15 protein-coding genes and 1 tRNA gene are annotated in these 23,356 nt (G+C 59.2%); 6 read left to right on the forward strand and 10 right to left on the reverse strand.

Going from position 1 to position 23,356, the window contains the following annotated elements:
• The first annotated feature begins 218 nt into the window (after positions 1–218).
• Positions 219–3,773: a DEAD/DEAH box helicase gene (locus tag FFV09_RS18145; protein ID WP_246098376.1), complete on the forward strand. Its 3,555-nt coding sequence runs from the start codon at positions 219–221 to the stop codon at positions 3,771–3,773.
• 130 nt (positions 3,774–3,903) lie between these two features.
• Here FFV09_RS18145 and FFV09_RS18150 read toward each other — a convergent pair whose 3' ends face one another.
• Positions 3,904–5,616: a methyl-accepting chemotaxis protein gene (locus tag FFV09_RS18150; RefSeq protein WP_141449138.1), complete on the reverse strand. Its 1,713-nt coding sequence runs from the start codon at positions 5,614–5,616 to the stop codon at positions 3,904–3,906.
• A gap of 230 nt (positions 5,617–5,846) precedes the next feature.
• The gene (locus FFV09_RS18155) at positions 5,847–6,848 is read right to left on the reverse strand and encodes a Gfo/Idh/MocA family protein (RefSeq protein ID WP_141449139.1); all 1,002 of its coding nucleotides are present in this window, start codon (positions 6,846–6,848) and stop codon (positions 5,847–5,849) included.
• Between the two features lie 229 nt (positions 6,849–7,077).
• On the opposite strand from FFV09_RS18155, the gene FFV09_RS18160 reads away from it, so the two are divergent.
• Entirely contained in the window at positions 7,078–7,929 is an 852-nt protein-coding gene (locus tag FFV09_RS18160) for a MurR/RpiR family transcriptional regulator (RefSeq protein WP_170315071.1), read from the forward strand.
• Positions 7,930–8,090: 161 nt separating this feature from the next.
• Here the strand turns inward: FFV09_RS18160 and FFV09_RS18165 are convergent, their stop codons facing one another.
• The 5 genes from FFV09_RS18165 to FFV09_RS18185 form a co-directional block, all read right to left on the reverse strand.
• Positions 8,091–10,283 (reverse strand): ATP-dependent Clp protease ATP-binding subunit, encoded by a 2,193-nt coding sequence (locus FFV09_RS18165; protein WP_141449141.1) that lies wholly within the window; start codon positions 10,281–10,283, stop codon positions 8,091–8,093.
• 429 nt (positions 10,284–10,712) lie between these two features.
• A complete protein-coding gene (locus FFV09_RS18170; protein WP_141449142.1) occupies positions 10,713–12,194 on the reverse strand; it encodes a 6-phospho-beta-glucosidase in 1,482 nt (493 codons plus the stop codon).
• 79 nt (positions 12,195–12,273) lie between these two features.
• Positions 12,274–14,184 carry a beta-glucoside-specific PTS transporter subunit IIABC gene (locus FFV09_RS18175; RefSeq protein WP_141449143.1) on the reverse strand — a complete coding sequence of 637 codons (1,911 nt, stop codon included), beginning with the start codon at positions 14,182–14,184 and terminating at the stop codon, positions 12,274–12,276.
• A gap of 207 nt (positions 14,185–14,391) precedes the next feature.
• Positions 14,392–15,228 carry a BglG family transcription antiterminator LicT gene (gene licT / locus FFV09_RS18180; RefSeq protein ID WP_141449144.1) on the reverse strand — a complete coding sequence of 279 codons (837 nt, stop codon included), beginning with the start codon at positions 15,226–15,228 and terminating at the stop codon, positions 14,392–14,394.
• A 245-nt stretch (positions 15,229–15,473) separates the two neighbouring features.
• Positions 15,474–16,352, reverse strand: coding sequence for a helix-turn-helix transcriptional regulator (locus tag FFV09_RS18185; protein ID WP_141449145.1), 879 nt, complete (start codon positions 16,350–16,352; stop codon positions 15,474–15,476).
• A gap of 159 nt (positions 16,353–16,511) precedes the next feature.
• On the opposite strand from FFV09_RS18185, the gene fabF reads away from it, so the two are divergent.
• Positions 16,512–17,750 (forward strand): beta-ketoacyl-ACP synthase II, encoded by a 1,239-nt coding sequence (fabF, locus tag FFV09_RS18190; protein WP_141449146.1) that lies wholly within the window; start codon positions 16,512–16,514, stop codon positions 17,748–17,750.
• A gap of 43 nt (positions 17,751–17,793) precedes the next feature.
• Here fabF and FFV09_RS24565 read toward each other — a convergent pair whose 3' ends face one another.
• Positions 17,794–18,117: a recombinase family protein gene (locus FFV09_RS24565; RefSeq protein ID WP_141449147.1), complete on the reverse strand. Its 324-nt coding sequence runs from the start codon at positions 18,115–18,117 to the stop codon at positions 17,794–17,796.
• 82 nt (positions 18,118–18,199) lie between these two features.
• Between FFV09_RS24565 and FFV09_RS18200 the strand changes: the two genes are divergently transcribed.
• Positions 18,200–18,272 (forward strand) — tRNA-Ala (locus FFV09_RS18200).
• Positions 18,273–18,476: 204 nt separating this feature from the next.
• Positions 18,477–19,640, forward strand: a complete 1,164-nt coding sequence (locus FFV09_RS18205; protein ID WP_141449148.1) for a serine hydrolase domain-containing protein — start codon at positions 18,477–18,479, stop codon at positions 19,638–19,640.
• Between the two features lie 1,009 nt (positions 19,641–20,649).
• Here FFV09_RS18205 and FFV09_RS18210 read toward each other — a convergent pair.
• Positions 20,650–21,744 (reverse strand): AI-2E family transporter, encoded by a 1,095-nt coding sequence (locus FFV09_RS18210; protein ID WP_141449149.1) that lies wholly within the window; start codon positions 21,742–21,744, stop codon positions 20,650–20,652.
• 180 nt (positions 21,745–21,924) lie between these two features.
• On the opposite strand from FFV09_RS18210, the gene FFV09_RS18215 reads away from it, so the two are divergent.
• Positions 21,925–22,206 carry a DUF6171 family protein gene (locus FFV09_RS18215; protein ID WP_246098377.1) on the forward strand — a complete coding sequence of 94 codons (282 nt, stop codon included), beginning with the start codon at positions 21,925–21,927 and terminating at the stop codon, positions 22,204–22,206.
• On the opposite strand, the gene FFV09_RS18220 is transcribed toward FFV09_RS18215, so the two are convergent.
• A complete protein-coding gene (locus FFV09_RS18220) occupies positions 22,203–23,048 on the reverse strand; it encodes a methyl-accepting chemotaxis protein (protein ID WP_141449150.1) in 846 nt (281 codons plus the stop codon). The two genes, FFV09_RS18215 and FFV09_RS18220, sit on opposite strands and share 4 nt — an antisense overlap.
• Between the last annotated feature and the right edge of the window lie 308 nt (positions 23,049–23,356).

Consider the following 23,356-nt stretch of genomic DNA (forward strand, 5'->3'; position numbering starts at 1 on the left):
GCGAACGTCACGCTTTTTTGGGGTAAAATCGGAGTGTTAGGCGGATGTCGGAATCGAAAGCTTTCATTGTTTTTTTTCGCCAGCGGAACGGTGCCAACGCGAGCAGGATTCGCGGCGGCGCCGTTTTTGCTGTGCGCGGGGCGAAAAGCGAACGGCATGCAAACGGTACGGGCTTCTGGTACACTGGGACTCAGACTATACGCAATGGGGGAAGGGCATTGAGAGAACGATCGGCGGAGGAGAGATGGAACGAACGGATGATCAAATCGCTGTGCGGCGCCGGTCCGTATCGCAAAGGGGAAGCACTGTTTCACGCGGGCAAAGCGGAAGTAATCCGGCTGCCGGAAGAAGGCCCGGGCGTGTACGAAGCTTATGTGCGCGACGGCGATTCGCTGCATCTGACGCTGCGCTTCGGAGCGGACGACGGGATTTTCGCGGAGTGCGATTGTTCGGCCGGATTCGCGTTCGAACGCTGCTGCAAGCATACGGCCGCGGCGCTGCTGCAGCTGCTGCATCTGCGGCGGGAAGGCCGACCGGCGAACGCCGGAAGACCGGAAGCCGAAGCGCCCGGGCCGGAGACGGCTGCGGGTTCTCGATCGGAACGGGCGTCAGAGCGGCCGACTGCGGAGGCGGCGGGAACGGTGGAATCGGTGGGACCAGTCGATTCGGTCGATTCGGTCGATCCGTCCGATTCGGGCGATCCTGTCGATCCTGTCGATCCGGCCGGAACTGCCGGCGCGGTTCGGAACAACGCGGGGGCGGCATCCGCAGGGCCTAAGCGAAGCGGTCCTCCGCGCGGCGTCTCTGACGCGGCGGAACGCCCCGAAGACCGGCTCGTCGGGCGGGTAATGGACTTGTTCCGCCAGCAGCCGAGAGCGCTGGCCGGATCGCGGGCGATCTTCGAATCGCGCCGGGAGCTGACAGCGGAATTCGGGGTCGCGCCGTATCCGCACGGCCCGCGCCGGGGACTGCTCGGCATCGAGCTTCGGGTCGGCTTCGATCGGACGTACGCCGTGCCGGACATCCGTGAATTTCTGGCGCGCTTCGAACGGGGCGAGAGCTATTCGTTCTCGCGCCATTTCGCGTACGATCCGTCGCGCGACTGCTTCGGCCTGCGCGACGATGCCGTGCTGCTGCGTCTGGCCGAGATTCGGCGCAGCGAGAAGATGCAGCGCGCTTCGGCCGGCGCGCTCTACACGGGCGAGATCGGCGATCCGCCGTCGCTGCCCCTGCCGCCGCACGCCTGGGACGGACTGCTGCCGCTGCTGCGGGAAGCGCCGTTCTCGGCCGTTCGCGGCGGAAGCCGGACGCATCCCGGCGTCGAATTGTCGACAGAGCCGCTGCCGCTGCGCTTCGAATTCCGGCGCGCCGGGGAAGCGGATCGATCGCTGATCATGATTGCGCGCGGCATGGCCGATACGCTCGTGCTGGAAGCATACGGCCTGACGCTGCATGCGGGCAAGTTCTACCGCCTCGGAGCGGCGGAAGCCCGGCGGTTGGCCGATTTGCAGCGGATTCTGCGCGCGGAAGAAGAGGCGGGCGGCAGTGCGGAGAGTATGCGCATTCCCGAGGAACAGGTCGAAGCGTTCATGGAAGAAGTCGTACCGGGCCTCATGAAGCTCGGCGACGTGTTCATGGATCACAGCGTATCCGATGAGGTCGTGCGGATTCCGCTTGAAGCCCGCGTCTATCTGGACCGGGTCGGCGACCGCCTGCTCGCCGGGCTGGAATTCCAGTACGGCGATATCCAGATCAATCCGCTGGAGCGCGCGGAGCGGCGGCGCGGCGAGAGCCGTATTCTCGTACGCGAAGGCGGCAAAGAACTTCAAATCCTGGAGCTGATGGAAAACGCGGGCTTTACCCGAACGGAGAGCGGGTATTACATGCAGGCGGAAGAACGGGAATTTACGTTTCTCCATACGATCGTGCCGCATCTGGAGCAGCTCGCGAAAGTGTACGCGACTACGTCGGTCAAGGAACGGGTCATCGCGGTCCACGCGCCGCCCCGAATCTCGGCGCAGTTCGACGAACGCTCCAACTGGCTGGAATTCCGCTTCGAGATCGACGGCATTCCCGAAGCGGAGATCCGCGAAGCGATTGCGGCGCTGCAGGACAAGCGCCGCTATTACCGGCTGCGCAGCGGCGCGCTGCTGCCGCTGGAGACGCAGGCGTTCCGCACGCTGCTGGAATTCCTCAACGGCAGCCGCCCTTTTCTGCCGGACGAAGATTCCGCTTCCTTCCGCGTGCCGGTCGCCGAAGGGCTGCACCTGCTCGCCGAAGCGGCGAGCGGCGCGGACGGCGGCCCGATCCGGCCGGACCGCAAGCTGCGGCGGCTGCTGGACAGCCTGCGCAGCCCGGACCTGCTCGATTTCCCGCTGCCGGAATCGATGGAGACCGTGCTGCGCGATTACCAGCAGACCGGCTACCGCTGGCTGAAGACGCTGGCCCATTACCGGCTCGGCGGGGTACTTGCCGACGACATGGGCCTCGGCAAGACGGTGCAGAGCATCGCGTACCTGCTGTCGGTGCTGCCGGAGATCCGGCAGAGCGGCCGTCCCGCGCTGATCGTCGCGCCGGCTTCGCTGCTGTACAACTGGCGCAGCGAGCTGGAACGCTTCGCGCCGCAGATCCGCGCCGCGGTCGCCGACGGCACGAGAGCCGAACGCGAAGCGCTATTCGCGCCGGGCGGAGCCGGGCAGACGGACGTATGGATCGTCTCGTATCCGCTGCTGCGCCGCGATCTGCCGCATTACGAAGCGATGGAGCTGCATACGCTCGTGCTCGACGAGGCGCAGGCGATCAAGAATCCGGACACGCAGACGGCCCGTGCGGTCAAAGCGCTGCGCGCCGGCTTCCGCTTCGCGCTGACCGGCACGCCGATCGAGAACTCGCTCGAAGAGCTGCGCTCCGTGTTCGACGCGGTCCTGCCGGGGCTGTACCCGGACCGGCGAAAGTTCGCGGAGCTGACGCGCGAACGCATCGCGCAGCGGGCGCGGCCGTTCCTGCTGCGCCGGCTCAAGTCCGACGTGCTCCGCGAGCTGCCGGAGAAGATCGAGTCGATCCGGGTGACGGAGCTGCTGCCCGAACAGAAAAGGCTGTACGCGGCCCATCTCGCGAAGCTGCGCTACGAGACGCTGGAGCATCTGGACAACAGCGCAGAACTTGGCCGCAGCCGGCTGCAGTTTCTGGCCGGCTTGACCCGGCTGCGCCAGATCTGCTGCCATCCGGCGCTGTTCGTCGACGGATACGCCGGCCGTTCGGCCAAGTTCGAGCAGCTGCTCGAAACGTTGGAAGAATGCCGCCGCGCCGGGCGCCGGGTGCTCGTCTTTTCGCAGTTTACCGAGATGCTGGGACTGATCCGGCGCGAGCTCGGCTTCCGGGACATGCCGTTCTTCTACCTTGACGGCAGCACGCCTCCGAGCGAGCGTCTGGAGCTGTGCGACCGGTTCAACGCGGGAGACAAAGACGTGTTCCTCATCTCGCTCAAAGCCGGAGGGACCGGGCTCAATCTGACCGGCGCCGACACGGTCATCCTGTACGATCTGTGGTGGAATCCCGCCGTGGAACGGCAGGCCGAAGACCGGGCGCACCGGATGGGGCAGACGAAGGTCGTGCAGGTAATCCGTCTGGTGGCGAAAGGCACGGTCGAAGACAAGATGCACGAGCTTCAGCGGAAAAAAGCGGCTTTGATCGACGACGTGATCCGTCCCGGCGAAGACAGTCTCACGTCGCTGACCGATGCCGATCTGCTGGACCTGCTGCGCGAAGAATAACGAACAAGGCGGCGCGTATACGCGCCGTCCTGTTTTTGTATGCGCCGGGGAATGCTGCCGGGGAAGCTGCGCTTTGAGCCGATCCACAGGCTCCGTTTGCGAGCGATGCATCTGCGCCGGGAGACGCCAATCAGATTTTGAAGCGTTCGATCGAAGTCTGCAAATCCTGGGCCAGCTTGCTGAGGTAAGCGGCCGAACCCGTCACTTCCTGCACCGAAGCAAGCTGCTCGTCGGCTGCCGCGGCGACGCTTTGCGACATGTCTTTGGCGCTTCCGGCGATGACCGCCGTCGATTCGACCGTCGCGAGCACCTGCTCGGAGCTGGCCGACATTTCTTCCGTGACGGCCGACACTTCGTGCAGCTGCACGGACAAGTGGCGGGTGCTGCTCATAATGCCGTCGAACACGCGGGACACGTCGCTCATGACGACGCGGCCGTTCTCGGCCTGATTGCGGCTGAGTTCCATGCCCTGGAACGCGATCTTCGTCTCCGACTGGATGTCCTGGATCAGGCCCGAGACGCTGGCCGACGATTCCTGCGTTTGCTCGGCCAATTTTTTCACTTCGGCCGCGACAACGGCGAAGCCGCGTCCTTCTTCGCCGGCCCGCGCCGCTTCGATCGCCGCGTTCAGCGACAGCAGGCTCGTCTGTTCGGCGATCGCTTTGATCGTGTCCGTGATGTCGCCGATGCTGGCCGATTTTTCGTTCAGCGACGTGACAACTTCCGACAGGCTGCCGATCGAGCGGTGGATTTGTTCCATTTCGCGGATCGCTTCTTCCAGCTTGTCGTGGCCGCTGGCGACGTTCCGCTCGGAATCTTGCGAATCCGCGGCCAGTTCGCTCGCCGATTCGGCGATCCGCTGAATACCGATATTCATCTCTTCCATCGTGCGGCTGATTTCGGCCGTGCCGCGAGCCTGGGATTCCGTGCCCGAGCTGATGTCCTGGATCTGTCCGGCAATATGCTGCGTAGTCTGCGCGCTCTGCTCGGAACTTGCGAGCAGCTGCTCGGAACTTGCGGCCAGCGTCACGGCATTTTCGGCAATGCGTTTGACCAGGCCGCTCAGCGATTGCACCATCGTATTATAGGAGCGGGTCAGCGCGCCGGCTTCGTCCCGGTACAGATGCGTGCCGACCGAAGTGAAGTCGCCGTCCGCAGCCTGCTCCATCAAATGCTGCAAATCGCGGATCGGTCGCGTGATGGAGCGGATAATGAACAGCGAGAGCAGGATCAGTACGACTACCGCCGTGGTCACGCTGATGATGCTGACCGTTTTGGACACGGCGCCGGCCTGGATATTTTCTTCGTTGCTTTGTTTGGCAGCCGCTTCGGCCAGATCGGCCAGTTGAACGTACAGCGCTTCGGTTTCGATTTTTTTCGGTTCCAGCTTGGTGAGATACAGCTGATACGCTTCAGACGTGCGGTTGTCCAGCGCCGCATTCGCGACTTCGTCTTCGAATGACCGGAGTTCTTTGCGGGAACCCATCACCGTATCGTAAATGGCTTGTTCTTCCGCGTTCAAATCGAAATCTTTGTATGAGGTAAGCAGTTTGGAATTCGTTTCGAACGTCGCCTGGAAATGTTCGTTGAGAGCCCGGTTTTCTTCGGGGCCTTCGTTGATGATCATCTGCAGCATATCGGCCATGATACGATTGAAGTTGGTAATGACTTGATTGATCGATTTGACCTTCATCAGGCTTTCTTCATACATGACGCGGGAATTGGCCGTCATCTGATTCACATACACAAAGCTTACGGTGCCGACCAGCAGCAGAAAAATGATCGCCGCCGCGTTCAAAACGAAAAGTTTGGAACGCAATTTGAGGTTATGAAAAATTCGCATAAGATTTGTCCTCCGTTTGTTGGAATAGGTTGTCTGCCGAGCTTGAAAGCGCGTTCTAAAGCTGATACCTCATTTATCGGCATATTTCGACAGGTTATAAGGAAGCCGGATAGGAATGATGTCTTAATTTCCCTTTTTAAACCGGACTATTTTGGCATAGGAAAAAGGGCATCCGGAGATGCCCTCAAGTCTTCCAAGGTATCTACTGTCGCAAGTTCCGGAGCGATACGTCAAGCATCCGGCCAAGCGGCATCCGCGGCGAATACGAGACCCGCATCCACTCTGGCCTGCTCAGCGACTTCCATCACGAGGACGGAATGGCGCAGCGCCTGCAGGCAGTTGTCCCATTCCCCGGCTGCGTACATCGCGGCAAACGCCCGAAACTCGCCGACCATATGATTGCCTGGCACGTCGAACGTAAAAGTCTGTTCCCCGTCCGGCGTCTTGAGCGTGACCGGGCTGCACAGATTCGGCGGACCGTCCACCCGGATGCTACCGCGCTCGCCCTGAATAAGCGTGAAGCTGTCCCCGTCGGAGTCTTTGGCAGCGCAGCAGGCGGCGGCGAAGCCGTCGTAAGACAGCGTCAGCACGCCGGACGTGTCGATGCCGTTGGGCCCGAACCGGCCGATATAGCGCACTTCGTCCGGGCGGCCGAACAAACCGATCGCCAGATGCAGATTGTAAATGTTGAGATCGTACAGCGCGCCTCCGGCCAACGCGGGATCGAAAGCGGGCAGGATTCGGCCTTCCAGATAATCGCCGTAACGGCTGGAGCGTTTGGAGAAGCTGCTCTGCACGAGCCGGATCGGCCCGATCTGCGGCAGCAGCTCGCGCACGCGCGCATAATCCGGCGAATACGGCGTCACGACCGCTTCGAACAGATACCGCCCCGCCTGCTCCGCCAGCCGCAGCAGGTCGCGCGCTTCCGCGGCGGTGGAGGTGAACGGTTTTTCGACAAAAACATGCTTACCGGCTTGCAGCGCACGCTTCGCGTAGTCGTAGTGCAGACTGTTGACAATGCCGATGTAGACGAACTTCACCGCCGGGTCTTCCAGCATCCGGTCGTAGTCGGTATGGACGGTGTCGATCCCGAAGCGCTCGGCCAGTTCTTGTCCGGCCGCGAGGCTGCGCTCCCGTACACTGATGGCGGTGACGTTCGCGCCTTCGACTTCCCGCAGCGCTTCCAGAGCCACCCGCACGATCATGCCGCTGCCCGCTATTCCGATATTCATCCTAAATTCCTCTTTTCCGTAAATGGATATTCGAGCTGTTTCGATTCGATCGGTTCCAATCCGTTCCAATTTGAACCGAAGCCGTACGCCCAGTATAGACGGTTCGCGGCGATTGTAGGGCGGTACGCACAACCTTATAATGGAGGTACAAGTTAACGGCTCCGCAGATCGTCTGCGCGTACTTGAAGTACGGAACAGGCCGGAATCGGTATGGGAAAAGAGGGAGATCATGCTGCTTGAACAACTGCGCCGCGCCGACAAATGGTCCGGAAGCGAGCGGGCGATCGCGGACTACGTGCTTGAACATCGGGAAAAGGTGCTCGGCATGACGATCCGCCAACTGTCGGAAGCGACGTATTCATCGAATCCGACTATCGTGCGGTTATGCCGGAAGCTCGGGGTCAGCGGGTTTCGCGAATTCAAAATCGTGCTGTCTTCGGAATTCGAGCGTACGGCGGGGCGGGAAGAGGTCGACGCGAACCTGCCTTTTCGGAATCGGCACAGCTCGGCCGTCATCGCGGGCAATATCGCCGAATTGACGCAGTCGACGATTCGGGAAGCGGCGGAACTGCTCGGCGGAGAGCGGCTGGATAAGGCTGCGGCTATGCTCGGTGCGGCGCGAGGCGTCTACCTGTTCGCGGCGGGGGACTCGATGGTGCGGGCACTCGGCCTGCAGGGCAAGCTGCTGAAGATCAACCGTCCGGTGCAGATCAGCAGCCTGATGCAGGAACAGGGCTACCACGCATACAACGCGTCGGCCGGCGATTGCGCCGTGTTCGTCACGTATGGAGGCCTTCAAGCGGGCTACGCGGACTATGCGGCCGAGATGAAGAGCAAAGGGGTGGGGCTGATCGCCGTTACCGCGAACAGCGAAGGCCGCCTGGCCGCGTTATGCGACGTCGTGCTGCCGCTGCCGATCGCCGAAGAGCCGATGGCGAAGATCGGGACGTTCTCGTCCCAGATCGCGATCGATTATGTGCTGAACGTACTGTATTCATGCGTGTTCAATCTGCGTTACGAGGAAAATTTCGCAATCAAGCAGTCGGCGCAGGCTTACGTGGAGGGGATCGATCCTTTTTGATCGCCGCAGCGTGACCCATGCAGCAAAATACGTGTACAGCCATATACCCGTAAGGCAAAAAAAGCTGTTCCCGAACCGGTTGCCGGTCGGGAACAGCTTTTTTATCAACTTGGATATCGAGTCGTTCGGGTCTACTTACTGGGTGTGCCTACTTGGCCGGATTACTGTTCTTTGCGCAGTACGGCGGACATGGCGGCCGGCGCTTCGTCGGCGCGGGTCACTTGAATCCGGTCTTCGTCGAGCGTCACGCGGATCGCCGTTACGTCTTCTTCGTCAAGCAGCAGGTCGGTGATGCCGTCTTCCACATGCTGTTGAATCATGCGGCGAAGCGGACGGGCACCGAAAGCCGGATCGTAGCCGAGTTCCGCCAGTTTGCGTTTGGCTTCGTCGGTCACTTCGACTTGAATGCCGCGCGCCGACAGGTTGGCCGAGATTTCGCCCAGCATGTTGTCGACGATAACGATCAGGTCTTCTTCCTTGAGCGAAGCGAACGGCACGATGCCGTCGAATCGGTTCAGGAACTCGGGCCGGAAGTACTGGCCGAGCGAGCCGAGAATCGAACGCGTCTCTTCGGTCTTGGCCGTGAAGCCCATCGTGATCTTCTTCTCGGCGGCCGAGCCGGCATTCGAGGTCATGATGATGACCGTGTCTTTGAAGCTGACCGTCCGGCCCTGGCTGTCGGTCAAGCGGCCGTCTTCCATCACCTGAAGGAACATGTGCTGCACGTCCGGGTGGGCTTTCTCGATCTCGTCGAGCAGGATGATGCTGTACGGATTGCGGCGCACTTTCTCTGTCAGCTGTCCGGCTTCTTCATGGCCGACGTAGCCCGGAGGCGAGCCGATCAGCTTGGACACGGAGTGGCGTTCCATATACTCGCTCATGTCGAGGCGGATCATCGATTCGCTGCTGCCGAACAGTTCGTCCGCGAGCGCTTTGGACAGTTCGGTCTTGCCGACGCCGGTCGGTCCGACGAACAGGAAGGACGCGATCGGCTTGCCGCTGCTGCGCAGTCCGGCCCGTCCGCGGCGAACCGCTTTGGACACTTTGTCGACCGCTTCGGTCTGGCCGATGACGCGGCTTTCCAGACGGGCGGACAAGTTCTTCATCTTGCCGCGTTCGTCGGCCTGCAGCTTGCCGACCGGAATGCCGGTCTTGCGTTCGATAATGGCCTGAATATCTTCGACAGACACTTCAAGCACGTCTTCGCCGGAAGGTTCGCCGTTCAGCCGCGCGTTCAGGCCGGCTTCTTCGTCGCGCAGCTTGGCGGCGCGTTCGTAGTCTTCTTCGCGGGCCGCCGCGTCTTTCTCGAGCTTGATCTGCTCCAGGCGCGTTTTGATCTCGTCGCTGCCGCCGGTCGAAGCGCGCAGGTTCAGCTTCGCGCCGGATTCGTCCAGCAGGTCGATCGCTTTGTCGGGCAGGAAACGATCCTGCACGTAGCGGCTCGACAAGCGTACGCACGCTTCAAGCGTCTCGTCGGAGTAGCGGACGCCGTGGAACTGCTCGTATTTCGGACGCAGTCCTTTGAGAATAAGAATCGTCTCTTCGGCGGTCGGTTCGTTCACGATAACCGGCTGGAAGCGGCGTTCGAGCGCGGCGTCTTTTTCGATATGGCGGTATTCCTTGAGCGTGGTCGCGCCGATGACCTGCAGCTCGCCGCGCGACAGGGCCGGCTTGAGGATATTGCCCGCGTCCATCGAACCTTCCGCAGAACCCGCACCGACGAGCAGATGAATCTCGTCGATGAACAGCAGGACGTTGTCGCGCTGTTCCAGCTCGGCGATCAGCTGTTTGATCTTCTCTTCGAACTGTCCGCGGATGCCGGTTCCGGCTACGAGCGAAGCGACGTCCAGCGAATACACTTCCTTGTTCAGCAGCTTGGACGGCACCTGGCCTTCCGTAATGCGCAGCGCGAGCCCTTCGGCGATCGCCGTCTTGCCGACGCCCGGTTCGCCGATCAGGACCGGATTGTTTTTGTTCCGGCGATTGAGGATTTCGATCACGCGGTCGATTTCTTCGTCACGGCCGATGACCGTATCGATCTTGCCGCCGCGAGCCGCGTCGTTCAGATTGCGTCCGAGCTGGTCGAGCAGGCCGCCGCCGCGTTTGCCGCCCTGGGCGGAAGGCTGCGCGGAGCGCTGCGAAGCGCCGTTCGACGCTTGATTCGACTGCATGAAGCCGCGGAACATTTCTTCGAACGGGGAAGGACCGGAAGAGCCGAAGCCCGCCGTGAATGGCACGCCGCCGTTGACTTTGGCATAGCAGTCTTCGCACAGGAACATTTTCTCGGATTTATTGTTAATCGTGAGGCTGAGACCGACGGTTGCTTGATTCTGGTTACAGTGTTGACAGCGCATGAAGGCATGCCCCTTTCAAATGTGAGTTTATAGGTTTGGATAGATGATAATGAAGTCGGCAAAGTCAAAAGTTTGATCTTTTGCTCTGACTTTGACTTTCTTTGACCTTATTATACCGCATCTACATCCAGAGTCAATAGTTTTTCGGTTATTTTTAGTAAGTTTGTTGTGAAAGGTGGAATAAGGGGCATTAGACTCACGAAAAGACTTAACGCTGCGCGCCAAAAAGCCGCTTCGCCCGGAAGAACCGGGGAAGCGGCTGTTCGCGCGGAACCGCGCAGGAGAAACGTCGAGCGGACGTGTCGAGGCGCCGAGCGGAGACAAGCAAAGTATCGGGGAACTGCCGGTCGGATCGGATCGGATCGAGACGGGCGGCACACCGATCCGGCCGCCGACCACGCGGCCGATCCCTCCGCGTCGTACCCGGTCTTACTTCTGCGCGGCGGCTTCCGGATCGGTCGCAAGCGTCTCGCCGTTGCTTGCGATGACCTGTTTGTACCAATGGAAGCTGGCTTTGCGGGAACGGTTCAACGTGCCTTGGCCTTCATTGTCCTTGTCGACATGGATAAAGCCGTAGCGTTTCTTCATCTCGCCGGTGCCGGCGCTGACGAGGTCGATACAGCCCCACGGCGTGTAGCCGATCAGGTCGACGCCGTCGATGATCGCTTCTTTCATTTCCTTGATATGCTCGCGCAGGTATTCGATCCGGTAATCGTCGCGGATCGAACCGTCCGCTTCGACTTCGTCCACGGCGCCGAGGCCGTTCTCGACGACCATCATCGGCAGCCGGTAGCGGTTGTAGACGTTGTTGAGCACCCAGCGCAGCCCCTGCGGATCGATCTGCCATTCCCAGGCGCTCGCTTTGAGATACGGATTTTTGAGACCCATCGACATGTTGCCGCCGATTTTCTCCTGCTCCGGATCGGCGCTGACGCATACGGACGAGTAATAGCTGAACGTGTAGAAGTCGACCGTGCCTTCGAGCAGGATCTGTTCGTCTTCGGCTTCGAAGAGGAGCTCCACCCCTTTTTCCGCAAAATAACGTTTGGCAAAGCCCGGATATTGTCCGCGCACGTGCACGTCGCCGCACAGGAAGTTGCCGATATTGTCTTTTTGCTGCGCGAGCAGCACGTCGGCCGGATCGCTTGTCAGCGGGTAGGCGCACATATAGGCGATCATGCAGCCGATCTTGAAGTCGGGATCGATGGAATGGCCGAGCTTGACCGCTTTGGCGCTGGCGACGAACTGGTGGTGCAGCGCCTGGAAGCGGGCTTGGTCCGTACTGGAATCCGGGTTCGTCAGCTCCATGCCGTTTTCCGGAATCATGGCGCCGGCCAGGAACGTGCCGAGAGGCATCGTCAGGATATTGATTTCGTTGAAGGTCAGCCAGTATTTGACGATTCCTTTATACCGCTTGAACAGCGTCTCGCAGTAGTTCACGTAGAAGTCGATGACGCGGCGATCGGACCAGCCGTTATAGATTTTGGTCAGACTGAACGGCGCTTCGTAATGGGAGATCGTGACGAGCGGCTCGATGCCGCGCTGTTGCAGTTCGGCGAATACGCGGTCATAAAAAGCAAGGCCTTCTTCGTTCGGCTCTGCTTCGTCGCCGTTCGGGAAGATGCGGCTCCAGGCGATCGACAGACGGAACACTTTGAAGCCCATCTCGCCGAATAGGGCAATATCTTCCGCATACCGATGATAGAAGTCGACGGCTTCGTGGCTCGGATAATTTTCGCCGGGCAGCAGCTCCGTCGTGATGCGGCGGGGCACGGTATGCGTGCCGGCCGTCATCATATCCGCCGTACTCAGTCCTTTGCCGCCTTGGTCGTAACCGCCTTCAAGCTGGTTCGCGGCCGTCGCGCCGCCCCACAGAAAGCCTTCGGGAAACCCTTTTGGAATCGTATTCATTTATTTTTCCTCCTCGGTAAGTTGGGAATCGTAAGGTCGGGATCGTAAGGTCAGGTCGGAATCGGACAGTCGCGACAGGTCAGACGACGATCGTCAGCAGGTTGTCGGCGTAGCCGATCTGTTTCTGCTGCGTCTCGATCACGTCCAGATAGCTGCCGGTATTGGAGACGATGATCGGCGTCGTCAGCACGTAGCCGGCTTTGCGGATCTCGTCCATATCGAACTCCATAAGCAGGTCGCCTTTTTTGACGGCGTCGCCCTGCTTGATACGCGGCGTGAAATATTTGCCTTTGAGCTTGACGGTATCCTGGCCGACATGGATCAGGATCTCGACGCCGGTGTCGCTCGTGATGCCGATCGCGTGGCCGGAAGAGAAGAGGGAAGTCAGCACGCCGTCGACCGGCGAATACACTTTGCCTTCGATCGGTTCGATCGCCACGCCTTTGCCCATCGCGCCGGTCGAGAACGCTTCGTCCTTGATCGTGGACAACGCGATGACGCTGCCTTTCATCGGGCTGCCGACCGTCTCCTGCGTGAGGAAGGAACCGGCTTTTTTGGACGGCGTGCCGTCTTCCGCGATTGGATCGTCCTTGAACGTGAACAACGTAATGACGACGCCGAGCACGAAGCTGACGATGATGCCGATGATTGCGCCGTAGAAGCCGGCGTCCAGGCCGTTCGGGCCGATATAGGACGGAATACCGAAGATGCCGAGGCCGCCGATACGGTAGCCCTGCGTGCCCATGGCGCCGATGATGCCGCCGCCGACCGCCGCCGCGATACAGCTGACGATAAACGGTTTTTTACGCGGCAGCGTGATGCCGTAGATAGCCGGTTCGGTGACGCCGAAGATGCCGGAGATGACCGCCGGGATCGACAGCGATTTGAGCTTTTTGTTTTTCGTTTTGAGCAGGATCGCCAGCACGACGCCGGTCTGGGCGAACGAAGCGCCGAACATGCCCGCGAGCACCGGGTCTTTGCCGAGCAGGGTCAGGTTATTGATCGCGATCGGAACGAAGCCCCAATGCAGACCGAAGATGACGAACACCTGCCAGAAGGCACCCATGATGATGCCGGCCGCGATCGGGCTGAAGTTGTAGACGGCAAGCGTGCCGTTGCCGATCAGCGTGCCCGCCCAAGTGGCGATCGGTCCGATCAGGATGAACGTGAGCGGAACGATGACGAGCAGCGTGCAGAATGGAACGAGGAACGTGCGGACAACGCTCGGAATCGTGTTTTTGAAAAACTTCTCGATCTTCGCGCCTACGAACGCCGCGATGATGATCGGGATGACGCTCGACGAGTAGGTCATCAGAATGACGGGAATGCCGAGGAACGTAATGTAGACGGGCGATTCGAACAGCGTGCCGCCGAATAACGTATACAGCGGTTCGGCTCCCGATGACGTGATGCCGGCGATGTTCGGGTACACGAGCGCCGCGCCGATCGCCATGCCGATAAAGTGGTTGCCGCCGAATTTTTTGGAAGCGGTGAAGCCGAGGAAGATCGGGAAGAAGAAGAACAGACAGTCGCCGATCGCATTCAGGATCTGGTAGGTGCCGGAAGCTTCGGTCAGCCAGCCGAGCGTCAGGAACAGCGCGTTGAAGCCTTTGATCATGCCGGTTGCGGCCAGTACGCCGAGCGTCGGCGCGAACACGCCGGAGATCATGTCGACGAAACGGCTGAACAGGCTGATCTTCTCGCCGGAACCCGTATCGCCGCTATCGCCGGATTCGGCGGAGAAGCCGCCGGCGGCGTTCACTTCCGCGTATACGTCGGACACGTGGTTACCGATGACGACCTGGTACTGCCCGCCGCTTTTGACAACCGTGACGACGCCGTCCATGTTTTTGAGCACATCGGTATTGGCTTTGCTTTCGTCTTTGAGCCTGAAGCGCAGTCTCGTGACGCAGTGTTCAAGGCTGTTCACGTTTTGTTTGCCGCCTACGTTTTGAATGATGTCCTGCGCCAGTTTTTCGTATTTTCCCATAGTTCTCGCTCCTTATTCGGCAGATGGTCACCCGTGAAAAAGATAAACGAAAAAGCATATAAAAAAGGCAAGACCGAGGAAGCGCGCGTCCCGGGAGGACCTGCTTCCTGTCGGTCTCGCCTGCATTACCAGTCACGATCCGTCATTTTATGAAGTTGGACGTTAGCTTGAGCACGCTGGCTTGACCGACATAGGGGAAACGCCGCTTCAGGGCGCCGATTCCCGGGTCACGCGGTGGATATGCAGCGTCAGGTACAGCTTTTCTTCGTCAGGCAGTTCAAGCTGCAAGTATTTCTCCACTTTGAGCATGCAGCCGTACGCCCGCTTGTATTTCGATTTAACCTGCTGCAGCAGAAAATCGTCTTCCAGTTCGCCGCGGCCCGAACTTCCGATCCGCTCGAAAAAAAAACGCAGATGGGTGACGAACCGTTCGTAGCTGATCGATTGTTCGTCCGGCGACGTACCGTACGTGTATTTGATGATGTTCAGGATGTCGCTGATCTTCCCGGCCTGGTCGGCCGCGCTTTGCGTCCGGCGGGCGACAGGGTCGATCTGCGCGTTGATCAGATGCATCGCGACGTTCGCCGCTTCGTCTTCCGGCAGTTTTTTGCCCAGCGACTCTTCAATGAACGCCAGCGCTTTGCGGCCGATCGCGAATTCTTTCGGATAGATGCGCCGGATTTCCCAGATTAGCGGATTGGTCGTCGTAATCCCTTCGTCCAGCAGTTTCAGCGCGTTGTTCATGTGGTCGGTGAGCGTGACGTACACGTAATCGCTCAGCGGGACGTCCAGCATGTTTTTGCCGTATTCGATAATGTCGTAGCATAAGGAGATGTATTCGGGCGGCACGTCTTCCAGCAAAAGCTTGAACTTTTCCGAAGCGTCCTGCTGTTGAAGCACGAAAATCTTCTCGACAAGGTCGCGGTCTACCGGTTCGCCGATTTTCCTCTTGAACGCGATGCCCCGTCCGACGACGACGAATTCGCTTTTGCCATTGTCGCTTGCGATGATGGCGTTGTTGTTGAAAATTTTCTGGATAATCAACGGCTGCCCTCCTTATCCGGCGAAATCATCAAACGGGTAAGATAAGCGCTTACATCTGTGAAACGAAAAAAGGGACGGTTACGGCGAGAAGGCAAAACCCAGCACATGTACTTGACGCACATGCAGCGGGTTTTGCCTTCTTCAGTAACAATCCCAAGGCCATCATAGCAAGAAGCGGAACGTTTGACAAGAGAAAAGTATGCGCTTTCTTTTAGGGCTTTTCCGAGAACGTTTTTGATCGGATATCAGGAAAAAGAAGCGGGATCGGCGTCGCCCGGCGCGCTGCCGGGTTCGTGCATCAGGCGCCGCAGCTTGGATTCCGTCGTCGTGCCGGCTGCCGGCGTGTAGATGCTCAGGCGCAGGTCTTCCTGCCCCGACATGCCGAGCGACGTCAGCTCGTAGACCATCTTGCCCGCTTTCGCATGGCGGAATTCCAGATGGACTTCGGGCGCGTAGCTGACCTGGCCGTGCTCCCACATGTCGCGGAATTCCGGGTAGCCGGCCGTCATCTCGGCGAGGAACAGGTTGTACCAGCCGTCGCCTACGTGGCGGCCGTAGTAGGAACGGAACAGCGACAGGAAGCCGCTGGCGAACTGTTCCCAGTTCACGGCCAGCCGGCGGAATTCCCGGCGGGCGAACAGCAGCCGGATCATGTTGCGCTCTTCGGCGGGAATCCGCTCGAAATCGAGAAACACGAACGAAGCCGCTTCGTTCCACGCCACGATGTTGCACATCCGGTCGGAGACGATGACGGGGCAGTACGTCAGCTCGTCGATGATCGTGCGCAGCGCGGGCGGGATCGGCGCCGCCGCCGATTCCGACAGACGCGCGGCAGCTCCGCCGTCCGCGGCCAGCGAATACAAATACCGGCGTTCGTCGGCGTTCAGGCGAAGCGCGGCCGCGACGCAGTCGAGCACCGACGGGGACGCCTGGATGTCCCGGCCCTGTTCGAGCCAGGTGTACCAGGTTGTGCTGACGCCGGCGAGCTGCGCGACTTCTTCGCGGCGCAGGCCCGGCGTCCGGCGCCGCGTACCCGCGGGCAGGCCGGCCGATTCGGGCGAAATTTTGGCGCGCTGGCTTTTGAGAAAAGCGGACAGCGCTTGAAGACGGGCAGCGGAATGCATCGGTCATCCTCCTTCGGAATCCGGTAAACAGGCAGTTCTTATACCCGTATAAACGGTAACTTGTACTAGGATAGTTTCCGTGACAGTATAGCGGTACGGGAAGCTTCCGACAAGGGCGGCTTTCGATTTTAATCAGAAACCGAGAGGGGAAAGCCGCAAATGGAAAGAGTCGTTATTACGGGTATGGGCGTCGTCACGCCGCTTGGCAGCGGAGTCGAGACCTTTTGGTCGAAGCTGGTCGCCGGGCAGTCGGGGGTGCGGTCGATCGAAGCGTTCGACGCAAGCCGGCACAAAGCGAAGATCGCCGGGGAAGTGCGGGATTTCGACGGAGCGGCGCTGCTTGGCGCCAAAGAAGCGCGCAAGCTGGACCGCTTCTGCCAGTTCGCTCTGGCCGCGGCCGACGAGGCGGTGCAGCAATCGGAACTCGATCTGGCACGCACCGACCGGGAGCGGATGGGTGTCTACGTCGGATCGGGCACCGGAGGGATCGGGACGCTGATGGAGCAGGCCGGCGTGCTGGACGCCCGCGGGCCGGGCCGGGTCAGCCCGATGCTCGTGCCGGCGATGATCGTCAACATGGCCGCCGCGCTGATCAGTATCCGCTACGGGGCGCTCGGCCCGTCGATGTCTCCGGTCACCGCGTGTTCGATCGGCAACACGGCGATCGGCGAAGCGTTTTACCAGATTCAGGCGGGCCGTTCGGACGTCATGCTCGCGGGCGGCAGCGAAGCGGCGGTGACGGAGATCGCGCTGGCCAGCTTCTCGAACGCAACCGCGCTGTCGACCCGCAGCGACGCTCCGCAGCAGGCGAGCCGGCCGTTCGAAGCGGACCGCGACGGGTTCGTCATGGCGGAAGGCGCCGGCATTCTGGTGCTGGAATCGCTGAGCCATGCGCAGGAGCGGGGAGCCGCCATCCTCGGCGAGGTGATCGGCTACGGAGCGAGCTCGGACGCGTACCATATGGTGGCGACGCCGGAAGACGGCAACGGAGCGGCCCGCGCGATGCGAACGGCACTGAGAGAAGCGAACATCGCGCCCGCGGAGATCGACGTGATCAGCGCCCATGCGACGAGCACCGTGCTGGGTGACCGTTCGGAGACCGCCGCGATCAAATCGGTATTCGGCCAAGACGCGTACCGCATTCCGGTGACGGCCAACAAGTCGATGACCGGCCATATGCTCGGCGCGTCGGGCGCGGTGGAAGCGGTCGCGCTCGTCAAGTCGCTGCAGACGGGCCTTATCCCGCCGACGATCAATCTGGAGCAGGCCGATCCGCTGTGCGATCTCGATTACACCGCGGGCACAGCAAGACAGGCAGAGCTTTCGATCGGCATTTCGAACTCATTCGGGTTCGGCGGGCATAATTCGGCGATTGTGTTGAGAAAATACGAGAACTAAGAGGGCCCGAACGCTTCTCATTCCGGCGATTTCCAATAACACTTCAACTTGAGCAGCTCCGAAATCGGTCCGTTTCCGGCCTGCGACAAAAAGGTTGCGACCTCCGATTTGAAAGTGACTTCCGCAAACTCCACTTCAATCTCGCTGAGGTCGTAATGCCTTGCTCGTTAAGGGATTTGGCAATTCTGCCGCTGCCGTATCCGTCGTGTTTGACCCAATCGAATATTTGTCTAACGCAAGCGGCTTGAACGTCATCAAGGGCAAGGGCCATAAGGGCTTTGCCTTTTTTATTTGTGAGTCCCGAATTTACGAGGGCATAACCGAAAGGAGCGCTGCCGCCGCGATAGGGTACACGAGCCCAAATCATGAACCTTTTGGATACGGTCGTTTAGGGTGTTGACTCGGCAACTCGTCTGTGGTATATTATTTCTTGTGAGAAAAATAAACGCGGGGCCTTAGCTCAGCTGGGAGAGCGCGTCGCTGGCAGCGACGAGGTCAGGGGTTCGAGCCCCCTAGGCTCCATAATAGCTACACAGCAAGACAAGCCGGTAAAGGGCCTTAATCCTTTATCGGCTTTTTTATTTGCCATCACGACTGGATAAACCGGTTTCGGTCTGTCAAAATAGAAAGTGCAGATCACGCTTTCAGCATTTGCGAGACAGGCGAAAGGGAGGCGGGAAGCCCGACCTAAGCCTACTTTCAGCTAACGAAGGAGAGAAACTCATCATGGCACAATTCGATCACTTAAAGGCGCTGCTCCGCTCTTTTCCGGAGACCGGCCCTGCCGGCGGCGCCTGCATGATCGCCCAGGGCGGCGAGGTCGTATATGAACATTATTTCGGGCAGGCCAACGTGGAAAAAGGGATCGATACCGGACCTGATACGGTCTTCCGGCTCTATTCGATGACGAAGGTGATCGTCTGCGCCGCGGCTCTGATCTTGTTCGAGCGGGGCAAGTTCCTGCTCAATGAGCCGCTGCACCGGTATTTGCCGGAATTCGAACACGTCCGCAAGACGGTGACGAGTCCGACCGGACAGGTTCATACCGAACCGGTGCAAAATCCGATTCTGATCCGGCACGCGTTCGGCATGATGACCGGGCATCCGTACCCGTACGGCGAATCGCTGTCGGTGCGCGAGCTGACGCGGCTGCGCGGGGAACTGCGCGAGCGGACCGGCGGACTTTACACGCTGCGCGACGAGATTCGGGCGACGGCTCAGGCGCCGCTCATGTTCGAGCCGGGTACGCATTGGCTGTACGGATACGGGCATGACCTGGTCGCGGGGCTGATCGAAGTCATTTCGGGCAAAAGGATCGGACAGTTTTTGCAGGACGAGATTTTCGGGCCGCTCGGCATGACCGATACGGGCTACCGCTACCGGGGCGATATCGAAGAGCGGATGGCGGTGATGTACGAACGGGCGGAAGACGGCACGCTGACGCCGGCATCCGGCGAGATGGATATGCTGCATCGTCCCGACGCGACGTTGGAATTGGGCGGGCAGGGGCTGTACGCGACGACGCGCGACTATCTCAAGTTCGCAAGCATGATGGCCGCCGGAGGAACGCTGAACGGCGTACGCATTCTCGGCCGCCATACGATCGACCTGATGCGGACCAATCATCTGGACGAGAGGCAGATGCAAGACTTCGGCGGCTCGTATTCGGCCGGCTACGGCTACGGTCTCGGCGTGCGCACGCTCGTCGACCGGGCAGCGGGCGGCAGCAATAGTCCGCTCGGCGAGTTCGGCTGGACCGGCATGGCCGGCACGTGGACTTCGATCTCGCCGGAGCACAATACGGCGATCGTCTACATGCACCAGATGCTGCCGAACATGGAAGAACATTATCATCTGCGCGTGCGGGCCGCAGCTTACGGGGCGCTGTAGCGGAACGTTGCAGGGCAAGGCGAAACGAAGCGGAGCCAACTCGAAGTCGATTCGAAGCCAAATGAAGCCGATCTCAAGCCGAAGTGGGAAAAAAGCTGGCGCCCTTTTATCCAACGTTCAGCGCGATTTCAGATTGTTTTCAGGTTGGGCGATTAAGATGTAATCAATCCCCTCTACACATAGAGTTTGACCCCGGCGACGCCACGCTGCCGGGGTCCTTTTTTCGTCCGGACGCGGAGGGGTCAGACCTACTCCTGAGCAATCAGAATTCATCGTCATCGCGAATCGCCGCAAAAGTCACGAATTTTAAGCCAATCTTTAACTTGGCATCAGGTTGCTTTCAGCTTGAACGGTTATTCTAGGTTCAACCCCTCTTAACCAGATCTAAGACACACCCGGCGGAGCCACCCCGCCGGGCCTTTTTTTGCCTGCCGCCGGCTATCCGCCTCTGACGCTCACTCGGCTTGGCTTCCGCTAACGAACCCTAACCACGCTATTTCAGCCTTTTCGGCTTTTTCGGGCAACCTAACGAATCGTCAGCACGCTATTTGAGCGTAGACGCCGCTTTTCGCCCATAAACAAGCCAATAGCGCTCTGACGATTCGTTACAGAAGCAAAAAGCGCAAAAACCCGACATTAGCGATACGAGGATTCGTTAGAGTTCGCCTACCCGCCTACCCGCCATCCCGCCACCCTATAAGCCAATCCCCCCCGAATACGCCAAAAAACCGAACCGCGAAGATCCGGTTCGGTCTCTTTTCCATACAAAAAGCTGTCGTATTAAGCAGCAGCGGAGGCAGAAATTCAGTGAAAAACGCTTTTGAACCCGGAAAGCTCCTCGTTCAATCCCATCCACTTTCCGGGTGAGACCGCGTTTTGAACGAATTTCTGCCGCAGCGTCACCCGAGGCACTCTGCCCGCAGTCGCGACCCGCGGCACTCTCCCGCAGTTGTGACCCGCGCCTCGGCACTACGCCACTCTCCGCGCAGCCCCGGCAGTCGTCAACCCTTCACTGCACCGTAGGCGGCATAGCCGGCGGTTCGTTCTTTTTGGCCGGCGTGCCCGGAGGGGCTTTGGCGCCCGGTTCCAGCGGGACTTCCAGGATGTCGAGCAGGAAGATGAAGATCGGCACGCCGACGATCAGGCCCCAGGCGCCGAGGAAATGCTCGCCCAGCAGCAGGATGAGGAACGTGAAGAAGATCGGCAGATGCGTTTTGTTCGACATGAATTTCGGATTCAGGATGTACGCTTCGAACGCATGCAGCACGACGATCATGATCAGGATGTACAGGATCATCTTGAAGCCGCCGATGTTGAACGCGATCGCGCACAGCGGAACGAGCGAGATGATGACGCCCATGACCGGCACGAGGCCGAGCAGGAAGATCATGAGCCACAGCGCGAACAGGTTCGGGAAGCCGAGAATCCACAGGAACACGAGCGACAGCAGCGAGTTCGTCAACGAGATCATGAACTGCACTTCAAGCACTTTGCCGAACGACGACACGAACTTGCGGCCGAAGTATTCCAGCTCCGTGAAGAAGTAGGCGGCTTTGCTGTAGCGGAATTTGGACATGAGCGACGACACTTTGTCTTTTTCCAGATTGAAGAATAAACTCAGGATAAAGGCGATAAACAGGTTCAGGCTCCATTTGCCGATATCGCTCAGCGTGTGCAGAATGAAATCGAAACCGCCTTCGACGTAGCTCGCAATATCGAACTCCTTGACGGAATTCATGATGTAGCGCGTAAACGCATTGTCCGGCAGCGCCAGGTTCGACAGATTGTTATAGAACGAGATGACCTGGGTGATCAGCTGCTGGATCTCGTAAATGAAGACGGGCAAATACCGGTATACCCCGAATCCGAGCGCGAAGACCAGCAGGGCATAAGTGAAGAGCAGGACGATTTTGTTGTTGATCTTGATGCGGTCCGTGCCTTTTCGAATAAAACGGTGCAGACGGTTCATGAGATAGGTGAGGATAAAAGTAATCAGCAGCATACTGAGCATGCTCCGAAGCATCAGGAGCAGCACGACGGCCAGAATGAGCGCCAGCGCCCTGCGAATGCCCGGAATGTAGAAAAAATCTCTAAGGGCCTTCATGAAATCACGGTTCTCTCCTTCGGAATCAGACTTGGCTTTGCTTCGGAAACGGATTCGCGAAACAAATCTATATCTCCCAGTTTAGAGGTTGGTCGCCTGTAAATGCAAGAACGGATATAATGATCGTGGATGCCCGAATCATTCACGAATAAGCGAAGCAAGTCGGAAGGAGAAAAGACCGTGCGCGACAACAATCGAACATGCCGAAGCTGCGGGGACGAATTCGCGGTCAACGATCGCCAGATGGAGCGTCTGCTGGCCTCGCCGGCTTTTGCACCGGAGCTGAGAGTGCCGCAGGACCAGTACGAAGCGCGGCTCGCCGCCTGCGAAGCGTGTCCCAAATTCCAGGGAGGTACGACCTGCATGCTGTGCGGCTGCCTCGTTCCCGTAATTGCCTATTTAAAAAGCAAAAACTGCCCTTATCCCGGTCTTGACCGGTGGGCAGCCGCTGCACCTACTTAACGAACCGATTCGTGGTAACGGGTCATGCTGCCGGCGAGATCCTGCATCGATTCGCCGGTCTGCTGCAGCCGTTCGATTACGTCCGTGAACGTCGTCACGAGATCGGCCTGCTCCTGCGACGAAGCGACGATCTGCGAGATCTCGTTTTCCATGACGCGGATCGAATCCTGAACGTCTTTGAGCGCGATCTCGATATCGGCGGTCGCGCTTTTGGAATGGACGGCAAGCTTGCGCACTTCGGTGGCGACGACGCCGAAGCCGGCGCCCAGCTCGCCGACGCGCGCGGCTTCAATGGCGGCGTTGAGACCGAGCATGTTCGTCTGATCCGAAATTTCCTTGATCAGCGTCGCGACACTGTTGATCTTGACCGATTTTTGCACGGCGGTCTTCGTGTTCGTCAGGATCTGTTCGCTCGTCGCCTGCATTTCCTGCGCGTGGGCCGCTACATGCTGCACCATCTCCACCAGGTTGTCGGCGATCGAACGGTTATCGGCGGCGATACTTTTGAGCTTCTCCTGGTTGGTCTGGTCGTAGGTCACGGTCAGGATCGCCGCGACTTCGTCTTGTTCGAGCAGCGGGATGATAACCGCGTGCAGCGGATAGCCGTAGCCGAAAGCTTCGGCCGGGTATTCGGCGAGAATAGGCTGCTTGCTGCCTTTGAGTACGCTGAAGTTCTCGAAGCCGGGATAGAGCGCGTCTCCGGTCTTCAGACCGAGATCGAAATTGCCCGACTGCACATAATAGAGAATATGCGTATGGTCGTAAATGGTGATGGCCGTGTTTTCGCGCATCATTTGACTCAAATAAGGGACAACCTGAATCATGGAATCAACGATAGTCATGCTTGCGTTCACGTTCCTTTCTGTATGGGCAAAACGGCGGATAAGTGTCTTCCGGGTAACGTCACAATCAAGTACAGGCGAATATTCCTGAGTCCTTCGTATCAATCGAATATAGAGATAGTTGCTCGAAAATTCAATGGAAAAGTGGTTAAATGTCGAAAGTTAGTGACAAAGCACTAGTTGGGTTACAATTCGAAACCGTTTTTCACCACGTGTAAGCGATTTAATGAAGATTGGGGCATGTCTGTAAAAGAAAACGTCAAAACACAGCGCCAAAAGAACATGAACAAACCCTCCGCAGCCATGCG

It is taken from the genome of Saccharibacillus brassicae, from assembly GCF_006542275.1.
Lineage (GTDB): Bacteria > Bacillota > Bacilli > Paenibacillales > Paenibacillaceae > Saccharibacillus > Saccharibacillus brassicae.